The organism is Brevundimonas nasdae (genome assembly GCF_016654005.1).
In the GTDB taxonomy this organism is placed as follows: domain Bacteria; phylum Pseudomonadota; class Alphaproteobacteria; order Caulobacterales; family Caulobacteraceae; genus Brevundimonas; species Brevundimonas nasdae.
Genome location: NZ_JAEPWN010000002.1, coordinates 365,762 through 387,822 on the forward strand (window position 1 = coordinate 365,762; position 22,061 = coordinate 387,822).

A 22,061-nucleotide genomic window follows, 5' to 3' on the forward strand; every position below is an offset into this window, starting at 1 on the left:
GCGATAGTGGACAAGCAGTCTTAAGTTGGGATGAAGCCAACCTTACGGAGACCTTAAGCGTGGCCATAAAGGCCATCTGTCGCGACTGCCTGTGGACCGGCGAAGACCCTGCTGGCCCGCCTGATCGCCGCTGCCCGTTGTGCGGATCGCGCCGGATCGTCGCCGACCCCGAACTGGACCAGCTGTCCATCGCCCACATGGACTGCGACGCCTTCTACGCCTCGGTGGAGAAGCGCGACCGCCCCGAGTTGCGCGACAAGCCGGTCATCATCGGCGGCGGCAAGCGCGGCGTCGTCTCCACCGCCTGCTATGTCGCGCGCCAGTACGGCGTCGGCTCGGCCATGCCGATGTTCAAGGCGCTGAAGGCCTGCCCCGATGCTGTGGTCATCAAGCCGAACTTCACCAAATACGTCTTTGAATCTGAACGCATCCTGGGGGCGCTGGGCAAGCTGACGCCCTTGATCCAGCCCCTGTCGCTGGACGAGGCCTGGGTCGATCTTTCCGGGACCGAGCGGCTGAACGGCGGCCCGCCCGCCTTCCAGCTGATCCGCTTCCAGAAACAGATCGAGGATGAGACCGGCCTGACCGTCTCCATCGGACTGGCCCCCAACCGCTTCCTGGCGAAAATGGCGTCAGAGATGGACAAGCCGCGCGGCTTCTCGGTCGTGGGCCGGGCCAACGCCCAGTCCCTGCTGGCCCCAAAGCCCGTCACCGCGCTGCCCGGCGTCGGCCCGGTGTTCGGCAAGGCCCTGCGCAGCGACGGCTACGCCACCATCGGCGATCTGGCGCGGGCCGACGTGCGCGATCTGGTCAAGCGGTACGGCGAATCCGGCCTGCGCCTTCACGACCTGTCCCATGCCCGCGACGCCCGCGCCGTGAACCCGACCCACGACCGCAAGGGCATGAGCGCCGAAACCACCTTCAACGAAGACCTGATCGCGGCGCAGGCGTTGGAGGCCGAGCTTTGGCCCCTGTGCGAGAAGCTGGCATCCAAGGCGCGACGCGACGGGGTGGCCAGCCGCGTGGTGGTGCTGAAACTGCGCCGCACCGACTTCAAGATCCTGACCCGCCGCATCAGCCTGCCTGAGCCGATCCAGACCGCCCGCGCCCTGTTCGCCGCCGGGCGTGACCTGCTGAAACCCGAACTGGGCCTGCCCTACCGCCTGATCGGCATCGGCATGGCCGACATTCAGGACGCTGGCGACGCGCCCTCCGGCTTGTTCCAGACCACAGAAACCCGCGCCCTGAAGACCGAACGCGCCATCGACAAGCTGCGCGAGAAGTTCGGCGACAAGGCCGTGGTGGCGGGACGCGCGCTGAAGTCATAGGAAGCATCATGGACCTCGCCAAACGCGCCTATGACCACGGCTTCCGCCTGGACCCGATTGTTCGCAGCCTGCTGGACACGGATTTCTATAAGCTGCTGATGCTGCAGATGATCTGGCGCGAGCATCGCGACGTGCCGGTCACCTTTCAGGTCATCAACCGCACCAAGCGCGTGAGGCTGGCGGAAGAGATCGACATCGGCGTGCTGCGCGACCATCTGGATCACGCCCGCACCCTGCGGTTCACCAACAAGGAGCTGGTCTGGCTGGCAGGCAACAGCTTCTATGGCGTGAAACAGATCTTCTCGCCCGACTTCATCGCCTGGATGACCGACTATCAACTGCCCGAGTATGACCTGTCGGTGGAGGATGGGCAGTATGTGCTGACCTTCTCTGGCGCCTGGGCCGACGTGACCCTGTGGGAAATCCCGGCGCTGGCGATCCTGAACGAACTGCGTTGCCGGGTCGGGATGCGGCGTCTGGGGCGGTTCGAGCTGGACATCCTCTATTCGCGCGCCAAGACCCGGCTGTGGTCCAAGGTCGAGCGTCTGCGGCTCTTGCCCGATCTGGCCCTGTCGGATTTCGGCACGCGGCGGCGTCACGGCTTCCTGTGGCAACGCTGGTGTATTCAGGCCCTGAAAGAAGGATTGGGATCGTCCTTCATCGGCACCTCGAACGTGCTGCACGCAATGGAGAATGATCTGGAAGCCATCGGCACCAACGGCCACGAACTGCCGATGGTGCTGGCCGCGCTGGCCCCGGACGACGCCACTTTGGCCCAGACCCCCTACGCCGTGCTGGACGAATGGCGCAGGCATTATGCGGGCAATCTGCTGATCGTCCTGCCTGACGCCTTCGGCACCGAGGCGTTTCTGGAGCAGGCGCCGGAATGGGTCGCCGACTGGACCGGCTTCCGTCCCGATTCCGCCCCGCCCATCCCGGCGGGCGAGCGCCTGATCGACTGGTGGAAATCGCATGGCCGTGATCCCCGCGAGAAGCTGCTGATCTTCTCGGATGGCATGGACATCGACGGCATCGAGGCGACCCACGCCCATTTCCACGGCCGCGCGCGTCTCAGCTTCGGCTGGGGCACCAATCTGACCAATGACTTCCGCGACTGCTCGCCAGCCTTCGCGCCCGAACTTGAGCCGATCTCCCTGGTCTGCAAGGTGGTCGCGGCAGGTGGCCGCCCCGCCGTCAAACTGTCGGACAATCCGGAAAAGGCGGTGGGCGATCCGGCCGAGATCGAACGCTATCGCCGCGTCTTCGGCGTGCGGGGACTGACGGCTCAGCCCGTCACCGTCTGAAACCCGGCCTTAAGCTCAACGATGCATAAGGGCATCATGAACGCTTTTATCGACAAGATGCGTCGTCGCGCAGGCCGTTATCTCGACGTGCGGCCCATGACCGTCCGACCTGCGCGCGGCGTGCTCAGCCTGTCGTTCGACGACATCCCCGCATCCGCCTGGACCGAGGCCGGGCCGATCCTGGCCGAGCACGGGGTGCTTGCGACCTATTATGTCTGCGGCGGTCTGGCAGGCGGTCGCAACATGGCCTTGCCGCAGTTCGAGGTCGAACACCTGCAAGACCTCTATGAGGCCGGGCACGAGGTCGGCTGCCACACCTATGAGCACGTCTCGACCCTGACCCTGTCGCCCGTCGAATTGGACGCCAGTCTGGCCCGCAACGCCGCCTGGGTGGCCGAGCGTCTGGACGGCTATGAGATGCAGACCTTCGCCTATCCGTTCGGCGACTGCGCCCTGAAGGCCAAACCGGTCATAGACAACCGTTTCCTGTGCGGACGCGGGGTGCGTGATGGCGTCAACGCAGGGACAGCGGACCGCAACCTGCTTCAGGCCATCGGCCTGGAGAGCCGCCGCCTGCCAGGCTATGATCTTGAGAAGCTAATCGAGGAGACGGCGGCGTCAAAGGGTTGGTTGATCGCCTATGGCCACGACGTCAGCGACGCCCCGACCCCCTACGGCTGCCGCCCTGAGAACCTCGATCGTCTGATCCGGCTAGCCAAGGCCGCAAATCTGGATATCCAGCCTGTTGCGGCGGCGTGGCGGTTGGCGACGGCGGGTTGACCACACGAAAACATCGTCACCCTCGGCCTTGACCCGAGGGCCGGGTCGTCCGCCGCATTGCGCATGAGGCCCACAGAATTCGAACTACGCCTGATCCTCGGGTCAAGCCCGAGGATGACGATGCAGCGCAGTTTGGATCAAGGAGTTAGACCGCCTTGCGCCTGTCCGCCCAGGCGATCAGTTCCTTCCTTGGCCAGACCATCAGCCACGACCGCGCGGTGTATTCGCCGCTGTCGATCAGCGCCTTCCGCGACGCCGAGGCCGTGCCAGCACGTTCGGTGTGGATCGGCGCCGGGCCCTGATGCACCATGAAGGCGCCGCCGTTCAGAGGGTTCAGGCGCAGGTGCGCCAGACGCGGACTGATCTCGGTCAGGGGCGGATCATAGAACCAACTGGAGCCAATCATTCCCGCCAGTTCAGGCCGTCCGCGGCACAGCTCCGCCGCCGTGGCCCAGGCCTCGTTCCAGCCGTCCTCGTTGAAGCCGCGCAGCCACCGGCTTTCGGTATGCACCTCCAGCCACGGCTCGCGCTTGGCGCCCGCCGCCAGATAACGGAACAGGGGCTTCAGGCCCCAGCCCTCACGGACATGGGTGATGATCTGGCCTGGTCCGACCGGCGAGCTTAGATCGATCACCTGGCTCTTGGCCGCAGGCACGCTGAGGGCCAAGGAGAAGCGCACATCCTTTGACCAGTGGTCGAAGTCATAGTCGCCCTGGGCCTTGGTCAGGAAGGCGGCCAGTTGCTCGATCCAGTAAGGATACTGGGCCATCACCTCGGCAGGCAGGGCCATGGCCCGCACACGGTCAGGCAGTTGCAGCGTCCACGCCGCCACCAGCCCCCGTCGTACGTCGTTGGACGCATCCGCCCCCAGCACCAGATCGACCGCCTTGGCGGGCAGCTCGAAGTCCCAGTGCGGCGCGGCCTCCACGGCCTTTGCGGCGGCGGGGACCAGAGCGGCGTCCACGCGGGCGCGATCTTCAGGAGAGAGCCTGTCCAGCACGGCCTGGAAGGCAGCAACGTCGGGGGTCAGGTGCATATCCATGTTCGCCAACATCGCACATGACGGTTGGCGAAGCTTTAACCCGTCAAACGGGTGACGCCGCCCTTGCCCCGCGCTAAACCGCGAACAGATAAAAGGAGCCCCCATGACCGTAGAAGCCCGCATCGCCGAACTCGGCATCACCCTTCCTGAACCGGCCAAGCCGGTCGCCAGCTATGTTTCCTTCGTCCGTTCGGGCAACCAGATCACCATCTCGGGCCAGCTGTCGAACGACGCCAATGGCGGGATCAAGGGCACGGTCGGCGTCGACGTGACCCCGGAGCAGGCCGCCGAGGCCGCCCGCCTGTGCGGCATCAACCTGATCGCCCAGATCAAGGCCGCCGTGGACGGCGACCTGGAGCGCGTCGTCCGCATCGTCAAACTGGGCGCCTTTGTTCAGGCCGGTCCTGATTTCGAAGCCATCCCCGCCGTCATCAACGGCTGCTCGGACCTGATGGTCCAGGTCTTCGGCGACGCGGGAAAGCACGCCCGTTCGGCCGTCGGCGTCTATAAGCTGCCGCTGGGCTTCGCCGTCGAGATCGACGCGATCGTGGAGATCCGCTGATCTTTCAGATCTCGGTTCACGACCAGATCGCCGACATAGGCCGCGAGGCCTGGGACGCGTGCGCGCGTCCCACCGGCGATCCCTTCGTCTCCTACGACTTCCTGCACGCCTGCGAGGCGTCAGGCAGCGCCGCGCCGCGTCAGGGCTGGGCCCCGCGCCATCTGGCCCTGCGTGACGAAGACAACGCCGTGCTCGGCGTCATGCCCCTCTATCTGAAGGGCAACAGCCAGGGCGAATACGTCTTCGACCACAGCTGGGCCGATGCCTACGAACGGGCGGGCGGGCGTTATTATCCCAAGCTGTTGGGCGCCGTGCCGTTCACGCCTGCGACCGGCCCGCGCTTCCTGAATCATCCCGACATCGACGCCGCGACCGTGCGTCAGGCCCTGCTGCAGGGCGCCCTGACCCTGGTCGAACGGCTGGGCGTCTCGTCCCTGCACGTCAACTTCCCGGTGGAGACGGAATGGTCGGCCATGGCCGAGGCCGGGCTGCTGCCACGCCAGGACATCCAGTTCATCTGGCGCAACGACGGCTATCAGACCTTCGACGACTTCCTGGCCGCCCTGTCGGCCAACCGGCGCAAGACCATCAAGCGCGAGCGTCGCGACGCCCAGGCCGATCTGGATATCCGCGTCCTGACCGGCGACGCCTTGGCCGAGGCGCACTGGGACGCCTTCTTCGCCTTCTACATGGACACCGGCTCGCGCAAGTGGGGCCAGCCCTATCTGACGCGCGACTTCTTCACCCGCGTGGGCCAGACGATGGCCGACCGCATCGCCCTGGTCATGGCCTTCCGCGACGACACGCCCATCGCGGGCGCACTGAACTTCATCGGCCGCGACGCCCTCTATGGCCGCCAGTGGGGGACGCTGGAGGACGTGCCCTTCCTGCATTTCGAGCTGTGCTATTATCAGGCCATCGAGTTCGCCATTTCACGCGGCCTGTCCCGCGTCGAGGCGGGCGCGCAGGGCGAGCACAAGATCGCACGCGGCTATCTGCCCTCCCCCGTCTATTCCGCCCACTTCATCGCCGATCCGGCGCTGCGTGAACCCGTCGCCCGCTATCTGGACGGCGAACGTCCGGCGATGCAGGCGGAAATGGCGGCCATGACCGACGATCTGTCGCCCTATAAGCGCGCTTAAACGGGCTTCTGCGCCCACAGGTGATACATGCCGGCGAACAGGGTCGGATGCTGCGCCTCCAGCCGGTCCCACAGATTCAGATCCAGCGGATCCGCCGCCCCGAACATTTCGCGAAACCGCCCGACGGCCTCGGGCGGCGCCTCGAACCCGACCAGACGCAGCCCTGCGCCTTCGACCAGTTCAGCCAACTGCGGCGGGGTGTAGCGATGCTCCTGCACATGGAAGACCAGATCGCGACAGCCGCTCAGGCTGTAGAAGTCCGCGCTCTGTTTCAGCGCCGCCAACGGTTCACTATCCGGCAGGGCTAGCACATGGGTGCGGAACGCGCGAATGTCCCCATCCGTCGCCCGCCAGCCCCTCTCCGCGATCACGTCATGGGCCAGCCGCACCAGAGCCCTCGCCCGCTCGCTGTAGAGGCCCAGGCGGATCACCCCGCCCGGCCGCGTGACGCACGCCAGCTTCGCCAGACCATCCTGTGGCCGCGCCATGTGATGGATCACCCCGGTCGAAGTGACGATGTCGAACCGTTCCTCGACCAAGTCCAGGGCCAGAATGTCCCCTTGCACGAAGCGGACATTCGTCAGCCCCAGTTCATCGGCCACCCGCGCGCCGTGGGCCAGACTGGCGCGGCTCAGGTCCATCGCCGTGATGTTCAGGGATCGGTCCATGCGGGCCAGGTCGATCGGCTCGAACCCCGTGCCGCAGCCCGCGACCAGCAGGCGCTCCGTCTGTCCGCCGAACGCCCGCCGGTCCAGCCCCGGCAAGGCGACGACCGCATCACGCAGGGCGCGCGGCGATGGCGCGGGCGGCGCGCTCCATCGCGGATAGGGATTGGCCTCATACTGTTCGCGCACGGCGACGGAGACGGCGTCTTCCCCCTCCGGCGTCAGAGTCGGCAGGGTTTCGCGCAGCGTTCGCTCCCTCTCCGGTTCGGTGACGGTGCGCAGAACCAACTGAGCCTGCATCGGCCCATCCTGCCCCAGCGCCGTGGCCTCAATCACTGACAGAGGGCGGAACATTGAGGCGATCAGGCCGACCGCATCACTCGCGCGAGACGGCACCTGGGCGGCATATTCCGACGCAAACCCGCTCAGCCCCAGCGCGCAGACCAGGGCACGCAGCGTCTCGCCTTCCATATCCTCCGCCGCCAGCAGGGCCGCGCGCACGGCATTCAGCCGCGCCTCCATTTCCGCGCTGACGTTTACGCATCGCGACAGGAAGGCCAGCCAAAGCGGATCGCCCCCCATCACCGCCAGCGCCGCTGCCGATCCGTCAAATCCGCCTTGTTTCCGCAACAGGGTTTCAGCCGTCACCCGCGCCAGTCCCTGCGGCTCCACTGTCGTCGCGGCGAAGCACGCGTTCAGGTCGACGTCCAACTGCCGATGCCAGGCGCGCGGCGACAACTCCGCCAGCAGACCCGCCAGCGCAGGCGCAACCCGCGCCCGCAAATCCGCATCCGCCAGTTCCATCGCCCGGCTCAGCAACTGCGTCGCCGTCGCCGCCTCGCCATGCCGCGCCAGGAACAGCCCCATGCCCGCCACTGCCCCCGGATGGTCCCGGTGTTGCGCCAGACAGGCCTTGTAAGCCGCAAAGGCGCCGTTCAGGTCCCCCGCCGCCAGCGCCCGCTCCGCCGTCGCGACCAGCGCATCAGCGGCCTGATTTCTTTGGATCGTTTCCCCCATCCGCCCACTATGCCGCCCGCCGCCGCGTCGCGCATGAAAAAAGGCCCGGACGTTTCCGCCCGGGCCTGATTTCTTTGCGTGAAGGTTGGGTCAGGCCGAACTCAGGCCGTCTCTTCTTCCTCTTCCGACTTGGCCGGAACGCCGTTGGCGCTGGAGATGTCGAAGTCGATTTTGCCGTCCTTCAACTGCACCTTGACGTGCCCGCCGCGCGTCAGGCGCCCGAACAGGATGTCGTCGGCCAGCGGCTTCTTGATCGAGTCCTGGATGACCCGCGCCAGGGGACGCGCGCCATACAGTTCGTCGAAGCCGTTCTTGGCCAGCCAGTCGGCAGCTTCGTCGGTCAGTTCGATGGTGATGTTGCGGTCCGCCAGTTGGGCTTCCAACTGCAGCACGAACTTGGTCACCACCGAGCGGATCGTTTCGGCGCCCAGCGGCTTGAAGGCCACGATGGCGTCCAGGCGGTTCCTGAACTCGGGCGCGAACAGGCGCTGGATGGCCTTGTCGTCCTCGCCCTCGACCTTGCCCCGGCCGAAGCCGATGGAGGCGCGGGCGTTGTCGGCGGCCCCGGCGTTGGTGGTCATGATCAGGATGACGTTCCTGAAATCGACCTTCTTGCCGACCGCGTCGGTCAGCATGCCGTTGTCCATCACCTGCAGCAGGATGTTGTACACATCCGGGTGCGCCTTCTCGATCTCGTCCAGCAGCACGACAGAGTGCGGGTGCTGGTCGACCGCGTCGGTCAGAAGCCCGCCCTGGTCATGGCCGACATAGCCCGGAGGCGCCCCGATCAGGCGGCTGACGGTGTGGCGCTCCATGTATTCCGACATGTCGAACCGCTGCATCTCGATGCCCAGGGTGGCGGCAAGCTGCTTGGCCACCTCGGTCTTGCCCACGCCGGTCGGACCGCTGAACAGGAAGCTGCCGATCGGCTTGTTCGGGTCACGCAGACCCGCCCGCGCCAACTTCATGGCCGCAGACACCTGTTCGATGGCCTGCTCCTGACCAAAGACCGCGCGCTTCAGGTCGGTTTCCAGTTCGCGCAGGCTCTCGGTGTCGGACTTGGACACCGACTTGGCCGGGATGCGGGCCATCTTGGCGATGACGGCCTCGACCTCCTTCTGGCCGATGACCTTTTTCCGCTTGGATTCGGTCAGCAGCATCTGTGACGCCCCAGCCTCGTCGATCACGTCGATCGCCTTGTCCGGCAGCTTGCGGTCCGTCATGTAGCGGGCCGAAAGCTCGACCGCCGTGCGGATGGCGCTGTCGGTGTAGCGGACCTTGTGGTGCTGTTCGTAATAGGTTTTCAGCCCCTTCAGGATCTTCACCGTATCCTCGACCGTCGGCTCGTTGACGTCGATCTTCTGGAAGCGGCGCACCAGGGCGCGGTCCTTCTCGAAGTGCTGGCGATATTCCTTGTAGGTCGTCGAACCCATGCAGCGCAGGGTGCCGGAAGCCAGGGCGGGCTTCAGCAGATTGGACGCATCCATCGCCCCGCCGCTGGTCGCGCCCGCGCCGATCACCGTATGGATCTCGTCGATGAACAGGACTGCGTTCTCGTGGTTCTCCAACTCCTTGACCACCTGCTTCAGGCGTTCTTCGAAGTCGCCGCGATAGCGGGTGCCGGCCAGCAGCGCGCCCATGTCCAGGCTGTAGATGGTGGCGTCCTTCAGGACGTCGGGCACCTCGCCATTGACGATCTTGCGGGCCAGGCCTTCGGCGATGGCGGTCTTGCCGACGCCGGGGTCGCCGACCAGCAGCGGGTTGTTCTTGGTCCGGCGGCACAGGATCTGGATCGAGCGGTCCACCTCGGCCTGACGACCGATCAGCGGATCAACCTTGCCCTGGCGCGACTTCTCATTGAGGTCGACGCAATAGGCTTCCAGCGCCTCGCCGCCCGATTTGACGGCGGACGCATCCTCGGCCTCTTCAGGCGAGGAGCCCTTGGCCGGACGGGCCTCTGTGGCGCCCGCCTTCTTGGCGATGCCGTGGGCGATGAAGTTGACCGCGTCATAGCGCGTCATGTCCTGCTCTTGCAGGAAATAGGCGGCGTGGCTCTCGCGCTCGGAGAAGATGGCGACCAGCACATTGGCGCCGGACACTTCTTCACGGCCTGACGACTGGACGTGGATCACGGCGCGCTGGATCACGCGCTGGAAGCCCGCGGTCGGCTTGGCGTCTTCGCCGTCAGCCGTGGCCAGAGCGGCCAGATCATTGTCGACATACAGGGTCAGCGCAGCCTTGAGCGCGGTCAGATCGACGTTGCAGGCGCGCATGACGCCGGACGCATCCGGGTCGTCGATCAGCGAGAGCAGCAGGTGCTCCAGCGTCGCATACTCATGCCTCCGCTCGTTGGCGTAGCCCACCGCGCGGTGCAGGGTTTCTTCGAGAGGACGGGAAAATGAAGGCATTGGGAAGCTCCTCTCAGTCCTTTTCCATCGTGCATTGCAGAGGGTGCTGGTGGCGGCGCGCAGTTTCGATGACCTGCGCGACCTTGGTCTCGGCGACCTCGTAGGTGAAGACGCCGCACACCCCCACGCCATGCTGATGCACATGCAGCATGATGCGGGTGGCCTCTTCTCGGCTCTTCTGGAAGAACCGCTCCAGCACATAGACGACGAATTCCATCGGCGAATAATCGTCGTTCAGGATCAGCACTCGATACAGCGAGGGCTTCTGAAGCTTCGGCTTTGTTTCGGTGACGGTGGCGGTTCCTTGACCGCCCCCGGTTTCACCGGGCCTTTGTATGGGCATTCGTATTCCGTAATGGGGAGTCGTCTTGGCTATCAGATAGGGAATGATGAACTGAATTGAAGCGGCGTCCAGTCACGGCTTTCGTGACGAACGGAAGTGACCAAAGATTCACGGGACTTTCGCGCGTTCCAGACGCACCAAAAGGGCTTGATCCCTGCTGTATGAGACGCCGCCGATGCTTATCGCCGCACTGTTCGCAACCGCCCTGTCCTTGAGCGGGGCACAGACTCCGGCTGCCACTGAGGCGATCCGGATCCCCGACCAGCCTGAACTGACCACGATCATCGCCGCGCGCGACACGGCCCTGTTCACCACCATGTTCGACCTTTGCGATCCCGCCGCTTTGGCTGATCTGGTGACCGAGGATCTCGAATTCTATCACGACAGGGGCGGTCTGACCGCCACGCGCACCACCTTCGTCGACGGCTATGCCAAGGGCTGCGAAGCGGCCAAGGCGCCGGACGCCTATCGTTCGAGGCGCGAACTCGTCCCCGGCACGATGCGGGTTTACGCCATCCCCGGCGTCGGCGCGGTCGAGGAAGGCAGTCACGTCTTCTACGAACGTCACGGCGACGGCCCCGAGCAACTTGTGGGCCGCGCCCGCTTCTCGGTGCTTTGGCGTCTGGAAGGCGATCAGTGGCGATTGGCCCGCGCCTTCAGCATCGACCACGCGCCCGCCAGCGAATAGCGGCCAGACAAAAGCCCCCCGGATTGCTCCGAGGGGCTTCTGGTACGCTACTAAATCAGTCGATCAACTGGGGTGGATCGAAACCGATCCAGGCCCAAAAGATCAGAACTTAGCGGGCAGCCTGAAAGGTTTCGACCGAGGCGGTGACGCGCTCGTTGATCGGCTTGATGCTGTCCTTAACCGTGGCGGTCACGATCTCGTTGGTCTTGGCCAGTTCAGCGACGTAACGCTCCACCGACTTCTTGGCCCAGGCGGATTGCAGTTCAAAGAACTCCTGCACCGAACGGGCGGTCGACAGTTCCTTGCCGGCGGCCAGGTTTTCTTCCCAGGCGGTCTTGGCGAAGCCGAGCGCCTGTTGCGACAGGGCTTCGGCGCCCTTCTGGGCGACAGTCGCGGACTCGACCAAGGCGTCCAGGTTCTTCTTGCCGTGGGCGTTCAGTTCGGTCAGCGAGGCGACCGACTTGTCGATGCCTTCACGGAAGGCCTGTGCGCCAGCGGCCTGAGCGCTTTCAGCCTGAGCCTTGACCTTGGCGCCGACAGATGCGGCAGCGGCGGCGGCTTGATCGGCGGTCTTCTTCACGGTGTCAGCGGCGGTGTCAGCCATGGAAGTCTCTCCGGTATGAATGCCTGCGGGGGCAGGCTGTTGCGGAAGGGATCGTCACGAAATTCTTGCGAGGCGACGCCCCGCGCACCGGCCTTATGCTGCAAGTGCGAAGAAAGGTCAACCTCAGTTTGTGCAATGCACAATATGATCATTGATAACCCTGCTCGCTGGTTCAAATTCCCGTTGACGGACCGTTAACCACCGCGAAACCCGCACAGCCTATGCTAGCGTTTGCTTCGCGTAGGGCTGGGGGCCTTTTCGCAAACCCTGCTCATTGAGGGTCGTACACGCTCATGGTTGCTTATCTCCGTCGTGGTTTCTTCGCCGTTCTGGCGTTCAGCCTGATTGCATTCGGCACGAACGTTCGACCGATCGAGGCTCAATCTGGAGAGAGCGCGCGCTACGCCGCCATCGTTCTTGACGCCACAACAGGCGAGGTCCTGTTCGCCCGCCACGCCGACAGCCGCCGCTATCCGGCGTCCCTGACCAAGATGATGACCCTGTATCTGACGTTCGAGGCCCTGTCGCAGGGCCGGGTCAAGGCGGACGACGTCCTGACCGTCTCGTCACGCGCCGCCTCGCAGCCGCCGTCGAAACTGGGCCTGCCTGCTGGCCAGACGATCACCCTGGACAACGCCATGCGCGCCACCGCCGTGCGCAGCGCCAACGACATGGCCGTGGCCATCGCCGAACACATCGGCGGCTCCGAAGCTCGTTTCACCAACATGATGACGCTGAAGGCCGAGCAACTGGGCATGACCCAGACCCGCTACGCCACGGCCAACGGCCTGCCCGATGCGCGCCAACTGACCTCGGCCCGCGACCAGGCGATCCTGGCCCGCGCCCTGATGCGCGACTATCCGCAGTATTATCATTATTTCGGCCTGCATGACTGGGCCTACAACGGTCGCGAATACCGCAACACCAACGGCCTGTTGGCGACGGGCCGCGGCTATGACGGACTGAAGACGGGCTACACCAACGCCTCGGGCTATAATCTGGCCGCCACCGCCGTGCGCGACGGTCGTCGCATCATCACCGTGGTCATGGGCGGCCGTTCGACCGCCAGCCGCAACGCCCACGTCGCCGAACTGATGGACACCGGCTTTGAGGTTGAGCGCCGTCGCGCCCAGGGGGAGACCATTCAGGTCGCCCAGACCTTCTTCGAACAACGCGGCTTCGGCATCAGCAACGATACGACCGGCGACGCCCCCATCGCCTACGCCTCGCTGAACAGCAACGATGAAGACGGCATCGGCTCCAACAGCTCCAGCAACGCCATTCCCTACAACGCCGTGGCCTATACGGCGGCGCCCGCGCCCGCCAATTTGCCGACGCGCGTCAGCCCCTCGCCGTCCGAGCTGGCCGCCGCCCGCCAGCGCGACGCCGCCACCGCCCAGGCTCAGGGACAGGCCCAGGCCAACCGATCGCCCGCCAATGTCACCGCCGCCCTGAACGGCGCCCCTGCCCGCGCGGTCCCGCCGCCTGCGCGCGAGCCAGCCCGTGCGGCCGCAACCCGCGCCGCGCCCGCCGGTCGCTGGTCCGTGCAGGTCGGCGCCTTCCGCGAAGAACGTCTGGCTCAGGACTGGCTGACCGAAATCAACCGCCGGTTCCGCCCGCAGTTCACCGGCGCCGAGCGCAAGGTCCAGACGGCGGGCGACTGGTATCGGTCGCGCTTCACCGGCCTGACCGAGGCCTCGGCCAAATCGGCTTGTGAGGCCCTGGCTGAACGCCGCGTCACCTGCATGGTCGTGCGGCCCGATTAGTTGGCGCAGGTCGTGGCGAGGCGGCGGAATCGGCCCTAGATAGGCGCATGGCCACGCTTCGTCCCGACACCCTGGAAGCCGCCCTCTCGCGCATATTCGAGGGCAAGATGATGGGGCGCGCCAGCTGGTTCGCCCTGACTGGCGGCGAGCAGTTGTTCGCCGAGGGCGACGAGTCCGACACCCTGTATCTGGTCCGCAGCGGACGCCTTGGCGTCTTCCGCATGGAGCAGGGCCAACCGGGACAGTTCCTGGGCGTGGTCCGATCCGGCGAGCCGGTCGGCGAAATGGCCATGCTGGCGGGAACGCCCCACACGGCCAGCGTCGTGGCCCTTCGCGACACCGAAATCCTGTCCCTGCCGCGCGAAGCCTTCTTCGAGGCGGCCCGCAGCGAACCTGACCTGATGGTCGAACTGTCACGCCTGATGATCCATCGCGCGCGCGAGCGTGCGGGCGGCGCGACCGAACCCAGCGTCTTCGGCTTCGTTTCCGCCCGCCCCCAGCCGATCCGCGCCTTCGTCGAACGGATCGCCGCCGCCATCCAGGCGCTGGGCTTCACCTGCAAGGTCATCGACCAGTCGGCCCTGTCCTCGGCCTCCGAATGGTTCAGCCGGGTCGAGGACGACCACGACTATGTCCTCTACGTCGCCGAACAGGATCAGCCCGCCTGGGCCAATCTGTGCACCCGTCAGGTGGACCGGCTGTTCATTGTCGGCAGCGCCCTCATGGCCCCGCCCGCCAATCTGCCGCGCCGCGTCGGGTTTGGCGACAACCGCCGCCTGACCGACCTGATCCTGCTGCGCGACCCGCGCATGACCAAGCCGGCCAACACCCGTGTCTGGCTGAATGCGCTGGAGCCGGATCGCTGGTTCCACTGTGTCGAAGGGCTGGCGTCTGACGCCGAACGCATGGCCCGCGTCGTCACCGGCACGGCGGTCGGTCTGGTCCTGTCGGGCGGCGGCGCGCGCGCCTATTGCCACATCGGCGCGGTCAAGGCGCTGGAAGAGGCCAAGGTGCCGCTCGACTTTCTGGGCGGCTCGTCCATGGGCGCCGTGGTGGCGGCGGGCCCGGCGCTGGGCTGGTCGTTCGAGCGGCTGGACTACGAAATCCGCCGGGCCTTTGTTGAGTCTGACCCCCTGGCCGACATCACCCTGCCGCTGATCGCCATGTCGCGGGCGCGCAAGGTCGCGGGCCTGCTGGAGCGGGCCTATGGCGACGTGGACATCGCCGACCTGCCCCTGCCCTTCTTCGCCGTATCGTCCAACCTGACTTCAGGTCGGATCGTGGTTCACCGCAGCGGCCTGATGCGCAAGGCCATGCGCGCCTCCATCGCCATTCCGGGCGTCCTGCCGCCGGTCGTCATCGATGAACAGGTGCTGGTGGACGGGGCGGTGCTGAAGAACTTCCCCACCAGCGTGATGCGCCAGTTGAACAGCGGCCCCATCATCGGCGTGGACATGTCCCAGACGCGCGGGGTCGATCCTCAATCGCTGGAGAACCCGCCGTCCTGGTGGAAATGGATCGCGTCCGGCGCCTGGAAGCGAGGGCCGCCCATCGTCTCGATCCTGATGCGGTCAGCCACCATCACCACAGACACCGAAATGGAGCAGTCTCGCGCCGACGCCGATGTGCTGATCCTGCCCAAGACCGGCACGACCGACATCCGCGACTGGAAGGCCTATGATGCGCCCGTCGCGTCGGGTTATGAGGCGACCAAGGCGGCGCTGGCCGACCTGCCCTGCCGTGTGACGGAGCTACGGCACTGCGCCGACAACAAGACGGTCAGATCAGAAGCGCCAGAACCGACAGAAGCGTAGCGGTCGCCACTGCATTCAGCGCCATGCCCAGACTGGCGAAGGCGCCCGCCGTCGCATCCACCTGAAACGCCCGCGCCGCTCCAATGCCGTGCGCCGAAACGCCGGTGGCGAACCCGCGCGCGCGGAAATCGTCGATCTTCAGGGCGTTGAGCAGGGGCGTAGCGACCATCGCGCCAAACACGCCGGCGAACAGGACGATCACCGCCGCCAATGCCGGTACGCCGCCCAACTGCTGCGCCATCTCCATCGCCACCGGGGTCGTGGTGGCGCGCGGGGCGATGGAGGCCAGGATTTCACGCGGCGCGCCGAACAGGGCCAGTATGCCCACCGCGCTGACCACAGCCGTCACCGCCCCGGCCGCCAGCGCCAGTCCGATCGGCACGGCCAGCCGCCGGATCACGGCCCGCTGCGCCCAGATCGGAACCGCCAGCCCGACCACCGCCGGTCCCAGCAGGAAGACCAGCATCTGGGTCGCGCTGTAATAGGTCGAATAGGGCGTGCGCGTCAGCAACAGCACCCCGATCAGTACCGGCGTCGCCAGCAGGACCGGATGGCACAGCGGATGCCGCCCGCTGCGCCGCGACAGCCTGTCCGCCCCCTCGAACACGATCAGGGTCGCCGTCAGCCACAGGATCGGCGAGGACATCAGGCCGCTCATGCCTGTTCCTGCTCGTCAGGGCCAAACCGCCGCACGGCCCAGCGGAACACCAGCGCCGTCACGGACAGGGTCAGCAGAACCGAAATCACCGTCGCCACGACAATGCCTACGCCATAACGCGACAGGGCCGCGCCTTCGTCGATCAGGCCCACAGCCGCCGGCACGAACATGATCGACAGATGCGCCGTCAGCCAGCCGGTGACCGCCTCCAGCGTCGGACGTTCCTTGCGCACCAACGCCAGCCACCCGACCAGCAGCACCATGCCGATCACCGCCCCCGGCAGGGGCAGACCCGTCAGCCGATGGATCGCCTCACCCGCCAACTGGCACACCAGCAGCAGGGCGATGGCGCCGATCATGGTCATGCGCTCAGGCCGGTCACAGCGGCGCGCAGGCCTGCGTCAGCCAGGCCAGGACTTCGCCCTCCAGCAGAGGCCCGACCTTGGCCAGGGTCTCGGCATGATAGGCGTCGACATAGGCCCGCTCGTCCGCCGTCAGCATGTCCGCGTCGATCAGGCGGCGATCATGCGGCGCAAAAGTCAGTTGCTCGAAGCCGTGCATGGGCCGCTCGCCGCCTTCGGGAACCGTCGCAGGCGTCACCACCTGCAGGGTCTCGATGCGGATGCCCCAGTGGCCTTCGCGGTAATAGCCCGGCTCGTTCGACAGGATCATGCCTTCCAGCAGCGGCTGGGCCGTGCCCCATTTCGCGATCCGCTGCGGCCCTTCATGGACGCCCAGATAGGAGCCGACGCCGTGGCCGGTGCCGTGGTCGTAATCCAGCCCGGCGTTCCACATCGGCGCGCGAGCGATGGCGTCCAGGGCCATGCCGCTGGTCCCCGCGGGGAAGCGGATGGTGGCCATGGCGATGTGCGCCTTCAGCACCAGGGTGAACATGCGTTTCTGGTCCGCCGTCGGCTCTCCCACAGCCATGGTGCGGGTCACATCCGTCGTGCCGTCCAGATACTGGCCGCCGCCGTCGACCAACAGCAGCGAGCCCTTTTCGACATGGCGGATCGTGCCGCCGACGGGCTTGTAGTGCGGCAGGGCGCCGTTCGGCCCTGCGCCCGCGATGGTGTCGAAGCTGAGATCCTTCAGCGCGCCGGTCTCTTCGCGGAACCGCTCCAGCGCCTTAACCACCGTGCGCTCGTCCGGCAGGGTGTCCTGCACCACCGTATCGACCCAGTGCAGGAACCGCGTCAGGGCGGCGCCGTCGCGGATATGGGCCTTGCGGCTGCCTTCGATCTCAACGGCGTTCTTGGACGCGCGCGGAATGGCGCAGGGGTCCGCCCCGCGCACCACCGTCGTCCCCGCCTGCTCCAGACGGTCGAAATACCAGGCGGACGACAGGGCCGGATCAACCAGCACCTTCTGGCCGCTCAGACCCTCCAACGCCTTGGCCAGACGTTCGGTCGCCACGATCTGCACCGCGTCGCCCAGCCATTCCGGCAGTTCATTGGTCACCTTGGCCGGGTCGAGGAACAGCCGCGCCGTGCCATCCGTCGCCAGCAGGGCCTGACCGATCGGCAGCGGCGAACGGATCACGTCGCCCCCGCGAACATTGAACAGCCACGCAATCGAGGACGGCGCCGTCAGCAGAACCGCGTCCGCTCCCGCATCCGCCACGGCCTCGCCGATCCGCGCCCGTTTCAAGGCGTGGCTCTCGCCGGAATAGACATCCGGATGCGGCACGACGGGGGCCGTCGGCTGGGCCGGGCGCGCATCGCCCCAGGCCAGATCCAGTGGGTTGACCGCGACGGCCTTCAGTTCCGCACCTGCCTTCTGCGCCGCGCGCTTCAACGGGATCAAGGCGTCGGGGCTGTGCAGGCGCGGGTCATAACCGATCACAGCCCCCTTGGCCGCCGTCTCCAGATAGGCGGCGACATCGTTCAGGTCGCGCCGCTCGAACAGGGCCGGATCGGTCTGGGCCTTCACCTGCACGGTGTAGCGGCCATCGGTGAACATGCTGGCCCGATCCTGGAACACCACCGCCGCCCCGGCCGAGCCAGTGAAGCCCGTCGCCCAGGCCAGACGCTCGTTGGCGTCGGGCAGATATTCGTTCTGATGCTCGTCCTCGTGCGGGATCAAAAAGCCGTCCAGGCCCTGCTTGGCCATTTCGGCCCGCAGCAGAGGCAGGTGCTTGGCTCCAAAGGACGGATCGGTGGTTTCGTCAAAGGTCTGGCGCATGGCCATCCCCTAGGCCCCTGCCGCCTTCTGCTCAAGACATGGGACAACTTGTCTTGGAACAGCCTGCCGCCCGTCCTGTTGACCTTGGGCATCCCAAAACACGAAAGGACAAAGCGATGGCTCGCTTCACCGGAAAAACTGTAATTGTCACTGGCGCTGGCTCAGGCATCGGCCAGGCCGCCGTTCAGCGGTTTGCGTCGGAAGGCGCCAATGTGCTGGCCGCGGATCTGAACACTGAGGCCATGACGGCTTTCTACGGCGACAACGTCGTCGCCCACCAGGTCGACGTGTCCAAACTGGATCAGGTCGAGGCCATGGTGAAGGCCGCCGTCGATCGGTTCGGTCAGTTGGACGTTATCGTGAACAACGCGGGCGTCCTGTGCGAGGGGACGGTCACCGAAGTCTCTCTTGATGACTATCGCAAGGTCATGAACATCAATGTCGACGGCGTCTTCTATGGCTGTCGCGCCGCCTATCCCGAACTGAAGAAGACCAAGGGCTGCATCGTCAACACCAGCTCCATCTCCGGTCTGGGCGGCGATGGTTCGATGGTCGGCTACAACATGTCCAAGGGCGCGGTGACCCAGCTGACCCGGGCCCTGGCGCGCGACAGCGGACGTGACGGCGTTCGGATCAATGCCGTGGCGCCGACCCTGGTCCACACCAACCTGACCGCCGAGATGAACGAGGACAAACCGCTGATGGACGCCTTCGCCAAGGCCATCCCTCTGGGACGCGGCGCACAGCCTGAAGAGATCGCTGCGGTGATCGCCTTCCTGGCGTCAGACGACGCCAGCTTCGTCCACGGACACGTCATGCCCGTGGACGGCGGCCTGAACGGCTCGAACGGCCAACCCGACTCGAGCGAGTTCTGATCAGCCCTTGCGCAGTTGCAGGGCGCTCCAGGCGTCATGGTGGATGGTCTGTTCGACCACGAAGCCCAGCGGCAGGTAGGCGTCCAGCACCCGCTCCTCCTGCGTGCGCAGCAGACCCGACAGGATGGCGACCCCGCCCGACTTCAGCGCGGCGCCGATCTCGGGGGCCAGTTCGACCAGGGGGGCGGCCAGGATGTTGGCGAACACCAGATCATACGGCAGGTGCTGGGCGATCCGCGGATCGCTCAGGCCGTCGGCGAAATAGAAGTCGCACCTGGCGTCGTTGATCTCGGCGTTCTCATTGGCGATGCGGGCCGAGGGTTCGTCGATGTCGGTGCCGACGGCGATCGGCGTGCCCGTCTTGGCCGCAGCGATGGCCAGAACGCCCGTGCCGCAGCCGACGTCCAGAACCTTCTGGAAGCTCTCGGTCTTCAACAGATTGTCGAAGGCCTCCAGGCAGCCGACGGTGGTGCCATGATGGCCCGTGCCGAAGGCGGCACCCGCATCGATCTTCAGGTTCACGCGCCCTTCCGGCACCTTGCCCTGATCGTGAGCGCCATAGACGAAGAAGCGTCCGGCCTCGACCGGCGGCAGCCCGGACAGCGACATGGCCAGCCAGTCGGCGTCGGCCAGCTTCTCGACCACAACCTCAAGCCCCCCGTGATCCCGCAGGATGGCGGCCATGCGTTCGGCCTCGTCATTCGTGGTCGGGAAGCCGTCGATGCGCCAGATTCCCTTGTCCTCGTCTTCCTCGAGGATGGAATAGGTCGCCCCTTCCAGCAGCACGTCGGCGTCAACCGCCTCGGCGGCGCTTTCAGCCGCGGCTCGCGCACCGCGTGCGATTATCTGAACTGCAGACTCGGACATTTCTCAAACACCGCTAATATGACGAATCGTTGCGAACTGGCGCATGGTCCTACCGTCGCCGCCGCGTTTTTGATCAAACCGAGGGGTCGGGGAATACATGGCTAAGTCACCAACTACGTCTAAACCTGCGTCGCCTAAGGCGGCGCCTGCCGCTTCCAAGCCTAAAGCCGCGCCGAAGTCGAGCGCTGTGAAGGCTGCTGTTGAGAAAACTGCGGCGCCCAAGGCGGCGAAACCGGCTGCTGTGAAGGCTGCGCCCAAGGCTGCTGCGGCCAAACCCGCCGCTGCGAAGACCACCGCCGCCAAGGCCGCGCCTGCAAAGGCCGCCGCTGCGAAGGCGCCAGCCAAACCCAAGGCTGAGGCCAAGACCGCCGCGCCGAAGGCTGCTGCGAAACCGGCCGCTGCGAAACCGGCCGCTGCGAAAACCGCCGCCAAGCCTGCTGCAAAACCAGCCGCGCCGAAAACGGCCGCGCCCAAGTCCGTAAAGGCCGCTGCACCCACGGCGGATAAGCCCAAGGCAGCCGTCAAGGCTGCTCCCGCCGCCCCGGCTGCGCCCAAATCCGTCGTTGAGGCGCCCAAGCCTGTCGTCACGCCCGCCGTCGCCGCAGCCGCGCCTGTTGCGCCGACGCCGGCCCCGGTCGTCGAAACACCCAAGCCAGCCCCTGCCGCTGCGACGCCTGCGCCCCAAACCGAAAGCAAGGGCTTGTTCGCCAAGCTGGGCGACTGGATCTTCGGCAAGCGCTGATTTCAGATTACCGACGAACCGGATCGCCGGGCGGAGCACTCCGTCCGGCGATTTGCGTTTAAGGTCCACGCAGGCGGCTGCAATGGGCCGCAAGACAGATTGAGACGGAGACGACATATGGCGGGACTGAAAGACAAACGCGGCTTCATCGACAAGGACCGCCTGGACCTGTCCGAGCGTCAGGCCGTCGAATACTGGATGAAGCGCTGGGGCGTGACCCGCGACCAGATCACCGCCGCCCACCGCAAGGTCGGCCGCATGACCAAGGACATCGCCGCCGAACTGGGCAAGAAGCGCTGATCAGCGCAAATGTTCGGCCAGGAAGTCGACAAACACCCGCACCCGCGCCGGCATGTTGGCGCCGCCGACGAAGACAGCGTGGATCGGTTCGCGGTCGCCGGGATTGAACGCCTCCAGCAGCGGGACCAGCCGCCCGCTTTCGACCGCATCCCCCACGCTGAAGGCGCCAACGCGCGTCACCCCCACGCCGTCCATCGCCAACTGGGTCAGGGTCTCGCCATTATTGGCCTCGACCGATCCCCTGACCGTCAGGGCATAGTCGCGCCCGTCCCTGCGGAAGGGCCAGACGGGTTCGGTGCGGCGAAAGTTGAAGTTCAGACAGTCGTGATCCAGCAGGTCTTCCGGAACCTGTGGCACGCCGCGTCGGGCCAGATATTCGGGCGAGGCGACGATGATCCGTCCCGTCTCCCCCAGTCGCCGCGCGGTCAGGGGACTGTCGGCCAGCGGCCCGAACCGTATCGCCACATCCGCCTGCCCCGCCGCCACATCGACCACGGCATCCGTAAGATTGATGTCGACCAGAATGTGCGGGAAAAGCCTGACGAACTCGCCCAGCAGCGGCACAACGACCAGACGCCCGTGCGCCAGGGCCGCGCTGACCCGGATGCGGCCGCGCGGCGCCCCCTGATCGGCGATGCTCTGCTCCGCGTCGTCCAGATCCGCCAGAATTCGACGCGCCGCGCTCTGATAGGCCTGGCCTTCCGCCGTCAGGGTCAGCACCCGCGTGGTGCGCAACATCAGCCGCACGCCCAGCCGAGCCTCGATCCGGTCGATCGTCCGGCTGACCGCTGACGGCGTCAGCCCCAGGGCGCGCCCCGCGGCGGAGAAGCTGCCGCTTTGCGCCACGGCCGCAAAAACCTCCAGTTCCCGCGCCCGATCCGCTCCATTCGTCTGCATCTTTGCGTCCAGATCAAAAATCCTTGGCCTGATGACGACCTACCGCCGATGCGGCCCTGCGTCCATCTGTCCGGC

21 protein-coding genes are annotated in these 22,061 nt (G+C 66.2%); 11 read left to right on the plus strand and 10 right to left on the minus strand.

Features of this window, described 5'->3' with window-relative positions:
- The first annotated feature begins 59 nt into the window (after nt 1–59).
- The 3 genes from JKF87_RS05055 to JKF87_RS05065 are packed head-to-tail and all read left to right on the plus strand — an operon-like array spanning nt 60 to nt 3,412.
- Nucleotides 60–1,328 (plus strand): DNA polymerase IV, encoded by a 1,269-nt coding sequence (locus JKF87_RS05055; RefSeq protein WP_201097903.1) that lies wholly within the window; start codon nt 60–62, stop codon nt 1,326–1,328.
- An 8-nt stretch (nt 1,329–1,336) separates the two neighbouring features.
- The gene (locus JKF87_RS05060; RefSeq protein WP_201097905.1) at nt 1,337–2,632 is read left to right on the plus strand and encodes a nicotinate phosphoribosyltransferase; all 1,296 of its coding nucleotides are present in this window, start codon (nt 1,337–1,339) and stop codon (nt 2,630–2,632) included.
- Between the two features lie 36 nt (nt 2,633–2,668).
- A complete protein-coding gene (locus JKF87_RS05065) occupies nt 2,669–3,412 on the plus strand; it encodes a polysaccharide deacetylase family protein (protein WP_201097907.1) in 744 nt (247 codons plus the stop codon).
- Between the two features lie 145 nt (nt 3,413–3,557).
- On the opposite strand, the gene JKF87_RS05070 is transcribed toward JKF87_RS05065, so the two are convergent.
- Nucleotides 3,558–4,448: a hypothetical protein gene (locus tag JKF87_RS05070; protein WP_236261116.1), complete on the minus strand. Its 891-nt coding sequence runs from the start codon at nt 4,446–4,448 to the stop codon at nt 3,558–3,560.
- Between the two features lie 109 nt (nt 4,449–4,557).
- Between JKF87_RS05070 and JKF87_RS05075 the strand changes: the two genes are divergently transcribed.
- Nucleotides 4,558–5,016 (plus strand): RidA family protein, encoded by a 459-nt coding sequence (locus JKF87_RS05075; RefSeq protein WP_201097911.1) that lies wholly within the window; start codon nt 4,558–4,560, stop codon nt 5,014–5,016.
- Between the two features lie 8 nt (nt 5,017–5,024).
- Entirely contained in the window at nt 5,025–6,158 is a 1,134-nt protein-coding gene (locus JKF87_RS05080; RefSeq protein WP_370874299.1) for a GNAT family N-acetyltransferase, read from the plus strand.
- Here the strand turns inward: JKF87_RS05080 and JKF87_RS05085 are convergent.
- The 3 genes from JKF87_RS05085 to clpS form a co-directional block, all read right to left on the minus strand.
- Nucleotides 6,155–7,840: a class I SAM-dependent methyltransferase gene (locus JKF87_RS05085; RefSeq protein ID WP_201097913.1), complete on the minus strand. Its 1,686-nt coding sequence runs from the start codon at nt 7,838–7,840 to the stop codon at nt 6,155–6,157. The two genes, JKF87_RS05080 and JKF87_RS05085, sit on opposite strands and share 4 nt — an antisense overlap.
- Nucleotides 7,841–7,941: 101 nt before the next feature.
- Nucleotides 7,942–10,248 (minus strand): ATP-dependent Clp protease ATP-binding subunit ClpA, encoded by a 2,307-nt coding sequence (gene clpA / locus JKF87_RS05090; RefSeq protein WP_201097915.1) that lies wholly within the window; start codon nt 10,246–10,248, stop codon nt 7,942–7,944.
- Between the two features lie 13 nt (nt 10,249–10,261).
- Entirely contained in the window at nt 10,262–10,591 is a 330-nt protein-coding gene (clpS, locus tag JKF87_RS05095) for an ATP-dependent Clp protease adapter ClpS (RefSeq protein WP_201097917.1), read from the minus strand.
- Between the two features lie 175 nt (nt 10,592–10,766).
- Here clpS and JKF87_RS05100 point away from each other — a divergent pair, with 175 nt between their 5' ends.
- The gene (locus tag JKF87_RS05100) at nt 10,767–11,279 is read left to right on the plus strand and encodes a nuclear transport factor 2 family protein (protein ID WP_201097919.1); all 513 of its coding nucleotides are present in this window, start codon (nt 10,767–10,769) and stop codon (nt 11,277–11,279) included.
- A 109-nt stretch (nt 11,280–11,388) separates the two neighbouring features.
- On the opposite strand, the gene JKF87_RS05105 is transcribed toward JKF87_RS05100, so the two are convergent.
- Complete coding sequence (locus tag JKF87_RS05105) at nt 11,389–11,883, minus strand: phasin family protein (protein WP_201097921.1); 495 nt, start codon at nt 11,881–11,883, stop codon at nt 11,389–11,391.
- Between the two features lie 293 nt (nt 11,884–12,176).
- Here JKF87_RS05105 and JKF87_RS05110 point away from each other — a divergent pair, with 293 nt between their 5' ends.
- Both JKF87_RS05110 and JKF87_RS05115 read left to right on the plus strand, forming a co-directional pair.
- The gene (locus JKF87_RS05110; RefSeq protein WP_201097923.1) at nt 12,177–13,649 is read left to right on the plus strand and encodes a D-alanyl-D-alanine carboxypeptidase; all 1,473 of its coding nucleotides are present in this window, start codon (nt 12,177–12,179) and stop codon (nt 13,647–13,649) included.
- Between the two features lie 47 nt (nt 13,650–13,696).
- Nucleotides 13,697–15,463: a patatin-like phospholipase family protein gene (locus JKF87_RS05115; protein ID WP_201097925.1), complete on the plus strand. Its 1,767-nt coding sequence runs from the start codon at nt 13,697–13,699 to the stop codon at nt 15,461–15,463.
- Here JKF87_RS05115 and JKF87_RS05120 read toward each other — a convergent pair.
- The 3 genes from JKF87_RS05120 to JKF87_RS05130 are packed head-to-tail and all read right to left on the minus strand — an operon-like array spanning nt 15,429 to nt 18,305.
- A complete protein-coding gene (locus JKF87_RS05120; RefSeq protein WP_201097927.1) occupies nt 15,429–16,121 on the minus strand; it encodes an LrgB family protein in 693 nt (230 codons plus the stop codon). The genes JKF87_RS05115 and JKF87_RS05120 overlap by 35 nt on opposite strands.
- Nucleotides 16,118–16,486: a CidA/LrgA family protein gene (locus tag JKF87_RS05125; protein WP_236261117.1), complete on the minus strand. Its 369-nt coding sequence runs from the start codon at nt 16,484–16,486 to the stop codon at nt 16,118–16,120. The genes JKF87_RS05120 and JKF87_RS05125 overlap by 4 nt, the downstream gene beginning before the upstream one ends.
- A gap of 13 nt (nt 16,487–16,499) precedes the next feature.
- Complete coding sequence (locus JKF87_RS05130) at nt 16,500–18,305, minus strand: aminopeptidase P family protein (RefSeq protein ID WP_201097929.1); 1,806 nt, start codon at nt 18,303–18,305, stop codon at nt 16,500–16,502.
- A 116-nt stretch (nt 18,306–18,421) separates the two neighbouring features.
- Between JKF87_RS05130 and JKF87_RS05135 the strand changes: the two genes are divergently transcribed.
- Entirely contained in the window at nt 18,422–19,180 is a 759-nt protein-coding gene (locus tag JKF87_RS05135) for an SDR family NAD(P)-dependent oxidoreductase (protein ID WP_201097931.1), read from the plus strand.
- Here JKF87_RS05135 and JKF87_RS05140 read toward each other — a convergent pair whose 3' ends face one another.
- Nucleotides 19,181–20,047: a 50S ribosomal protein L11 methyltransferase gene (locus tag JKF87_RS05140; protein ID WP_201097933.1), complete on the minus strand. Its 867-nt coding sequence runs from the start codon at nt 20,045–20,047 to the stop codon at nt 19,181–19,183.
- Between the two features lie 187 nt (nt 20,048–20,234).
- Here JKF87_RS05140 and JKF87_RS05145 point away from each other — a divergent pair, with 187 nt between their 5' ends.
- Both JKF87_RS05145 and JKF87_RS05150 read left to right on the plus strand, forming a co-directional pair.
- The gene (locus JKF87_RS05145; protein WP_201097935.1) at nt 20,235–20,789 is read left to right on the plus strand and encodes a hypothetical protein; all 555 of its coding nucleotides are present in this window, start codon (nt 20,235–20,237) and stop codon (nt 20,787–20,789) included.
- A 117-nt stretch (nt 20,790–20,906) separates the two neighbouring features.
- Nucleotides 20,907–21,089 (plus strand): DUF3606 domain-containing protein, encoded by a 183-nt coding sequence (locus JKF87_RS05150; protein ID WP_047413801.1) that lies wholly within the window; start codon nt 20,907–20,909, stop codon nt 21,087–21,089.
- Here JKF87_RS05150 and JKF87_RS05155 read toward each other — a convergent pair whose 3' ends face one another.
- A complete protein-coding gene (locus tag JKF87_RS05155) occupies nt 21,090–21,986 on the minus strand; it encodes a LysR family transcriptional regulator (protein WP_201097937.1) in 897 nt (298 codons plus the stop codon).
- Nucleotides 21,987–22,061: the final 75 nt, after the last annotated feature.

What these genes read in the sequence shown, in the direction of transcription:
- JKF87_RS05100 (WP_201097919.1), top strand. Translation starts at nt 10,767, where the DNA reads ATGCTTATCGCCGCACTGTTCGCAACCGCCCTGTCCTTGAGCGGGGCA.
- JKF87_RS05150 (WP_047413801.1), top strand. Translation starts at nt 20,907, where the DNA reads ATGGCGGGACTGAAAGACAAACGCGGCTTCATCGACAAGGACCGCCTG.
- JKF87_RS05115 (WP_201097925.1), top strand. Translation starts at nt 13,697, where the DNA reads ATGGCCACGCTTCGTCCCGACACCCTGGAAGCCGCCCTCTCGCGCATA.
- JKF87_RS05110 (WP_201097923.1), top strand. Translation starts at nt 12,177, where the DNA reads ATGGTTGCTTATCTCCGTCGTGGTTTCTTCGCCGTTCTGGCGTTCAGC.
- JKF87_RS05120 (WP_201097927.1), bottom strand. Translation starts at nt 16,121, where the DNA reads ATGAGCGGCCTGATGTCCTCGCCGATCCTGTGGCTGACGGCGACCCTG.
- JKF87_RS05155 (WP_201097937.1), bottom strand. Translation starts at nt 21,986, where the DNA reads ATGCAGACGAATGGAGCGGATCGGGCGCGGGAACTGGAGGTTTTTGCG.
- clpS (WP_201097917.1), bottom strand. Translation starts at nt 10,591, where the DNA reads ATGCCCATACAAAGGCCCGGTGAAACCGGGGGCGGTCAAGGAACCGCC.
- JKF87_RS05125 (WP_236261117.1), bottom strand. Translation starts at nt 16,486, where the DNA reads ATGACCATGATCGGCGCCATCGCCCTGCTGCTGGTGTGCCAGTTGGCG.
- JKF87_RS05130 (WP_201097929.1), bottom strand. Translation starts at nt 18,305, where the DNA reads ATGCGCCAGACCTTTGACGAAACCACCGATCCGTCCTTTGGAGCCAAG.
- JKF87_RS05075 (WP_201097911.1), top strand. Translation starts at nt 4,558, where the DNA reads ATGACCGTAGAAGCCCGCATCGCCGAACTCGGCATCACCCTTCCTGAA.
- JKF87_RS05070 (WP_236261116.1), bottom strand. Translation starts at nt 4,448, where the DNA reads ATGCACCTGACCCCCGACGTTGCTGCCTTCCAGGCCGTGCTGGACAGG.
- JKF87_RS05065 (WP_201097907.1), top strand. Translation starts at nt 2,669, where the DNA reads ATGAACGCTTTTATCGACAAGATGCGTCGTCGCGCAGGCCGTTATCTC.
- JKF87_RS05140 (WP_201097933.1), bottom strand. Translation starts at nt 20,047, where the DNA reads ATGTCCGAGTCTGCAGTTCAGATAATCGCACGCGGTGCGCGAGCCGCG.
- JKF87_RS05085 (WP_201097913.1), bottom strand. Translation starts at nt 7,840, where the DNA reads ATGGGGGAAACGATCCAAAGAAATCAGGCCGCTGATGCGCTGGTCGCG.
- clpA (WP_201097915.1), bottom strand. Translation starts at nt 10,248, where the DNA reads ATGCCTTCATTTTCCCGTCCTCTCGAAGAAACCCTGCACCGCGCGGTG.
- JKF87_RS05135 (WP_201097931.1), top strand. Translation starts at nt 18,422, where the DNA reads ATGGCTCGCTTCACCGGAAAAACTGTAATTGTCACTGGCGCTGGCTCA.
- JKF87_RS05060 (WP_201097905.1), top strand. Translation starts at nt 1,337, where the DNA reads ATGGACCTCGCCAAACGCGCCTATGACCACGGCTTCCGCCTGGACCCG.
- JKF87_RS05105 (WP_201097921.1), bottom strand. Translation starts at nt 11,883, where the DNA reads ATGGCTGACACCGCCGCTGACACCGTGAAGAAGACCGCCGATCAAGCC.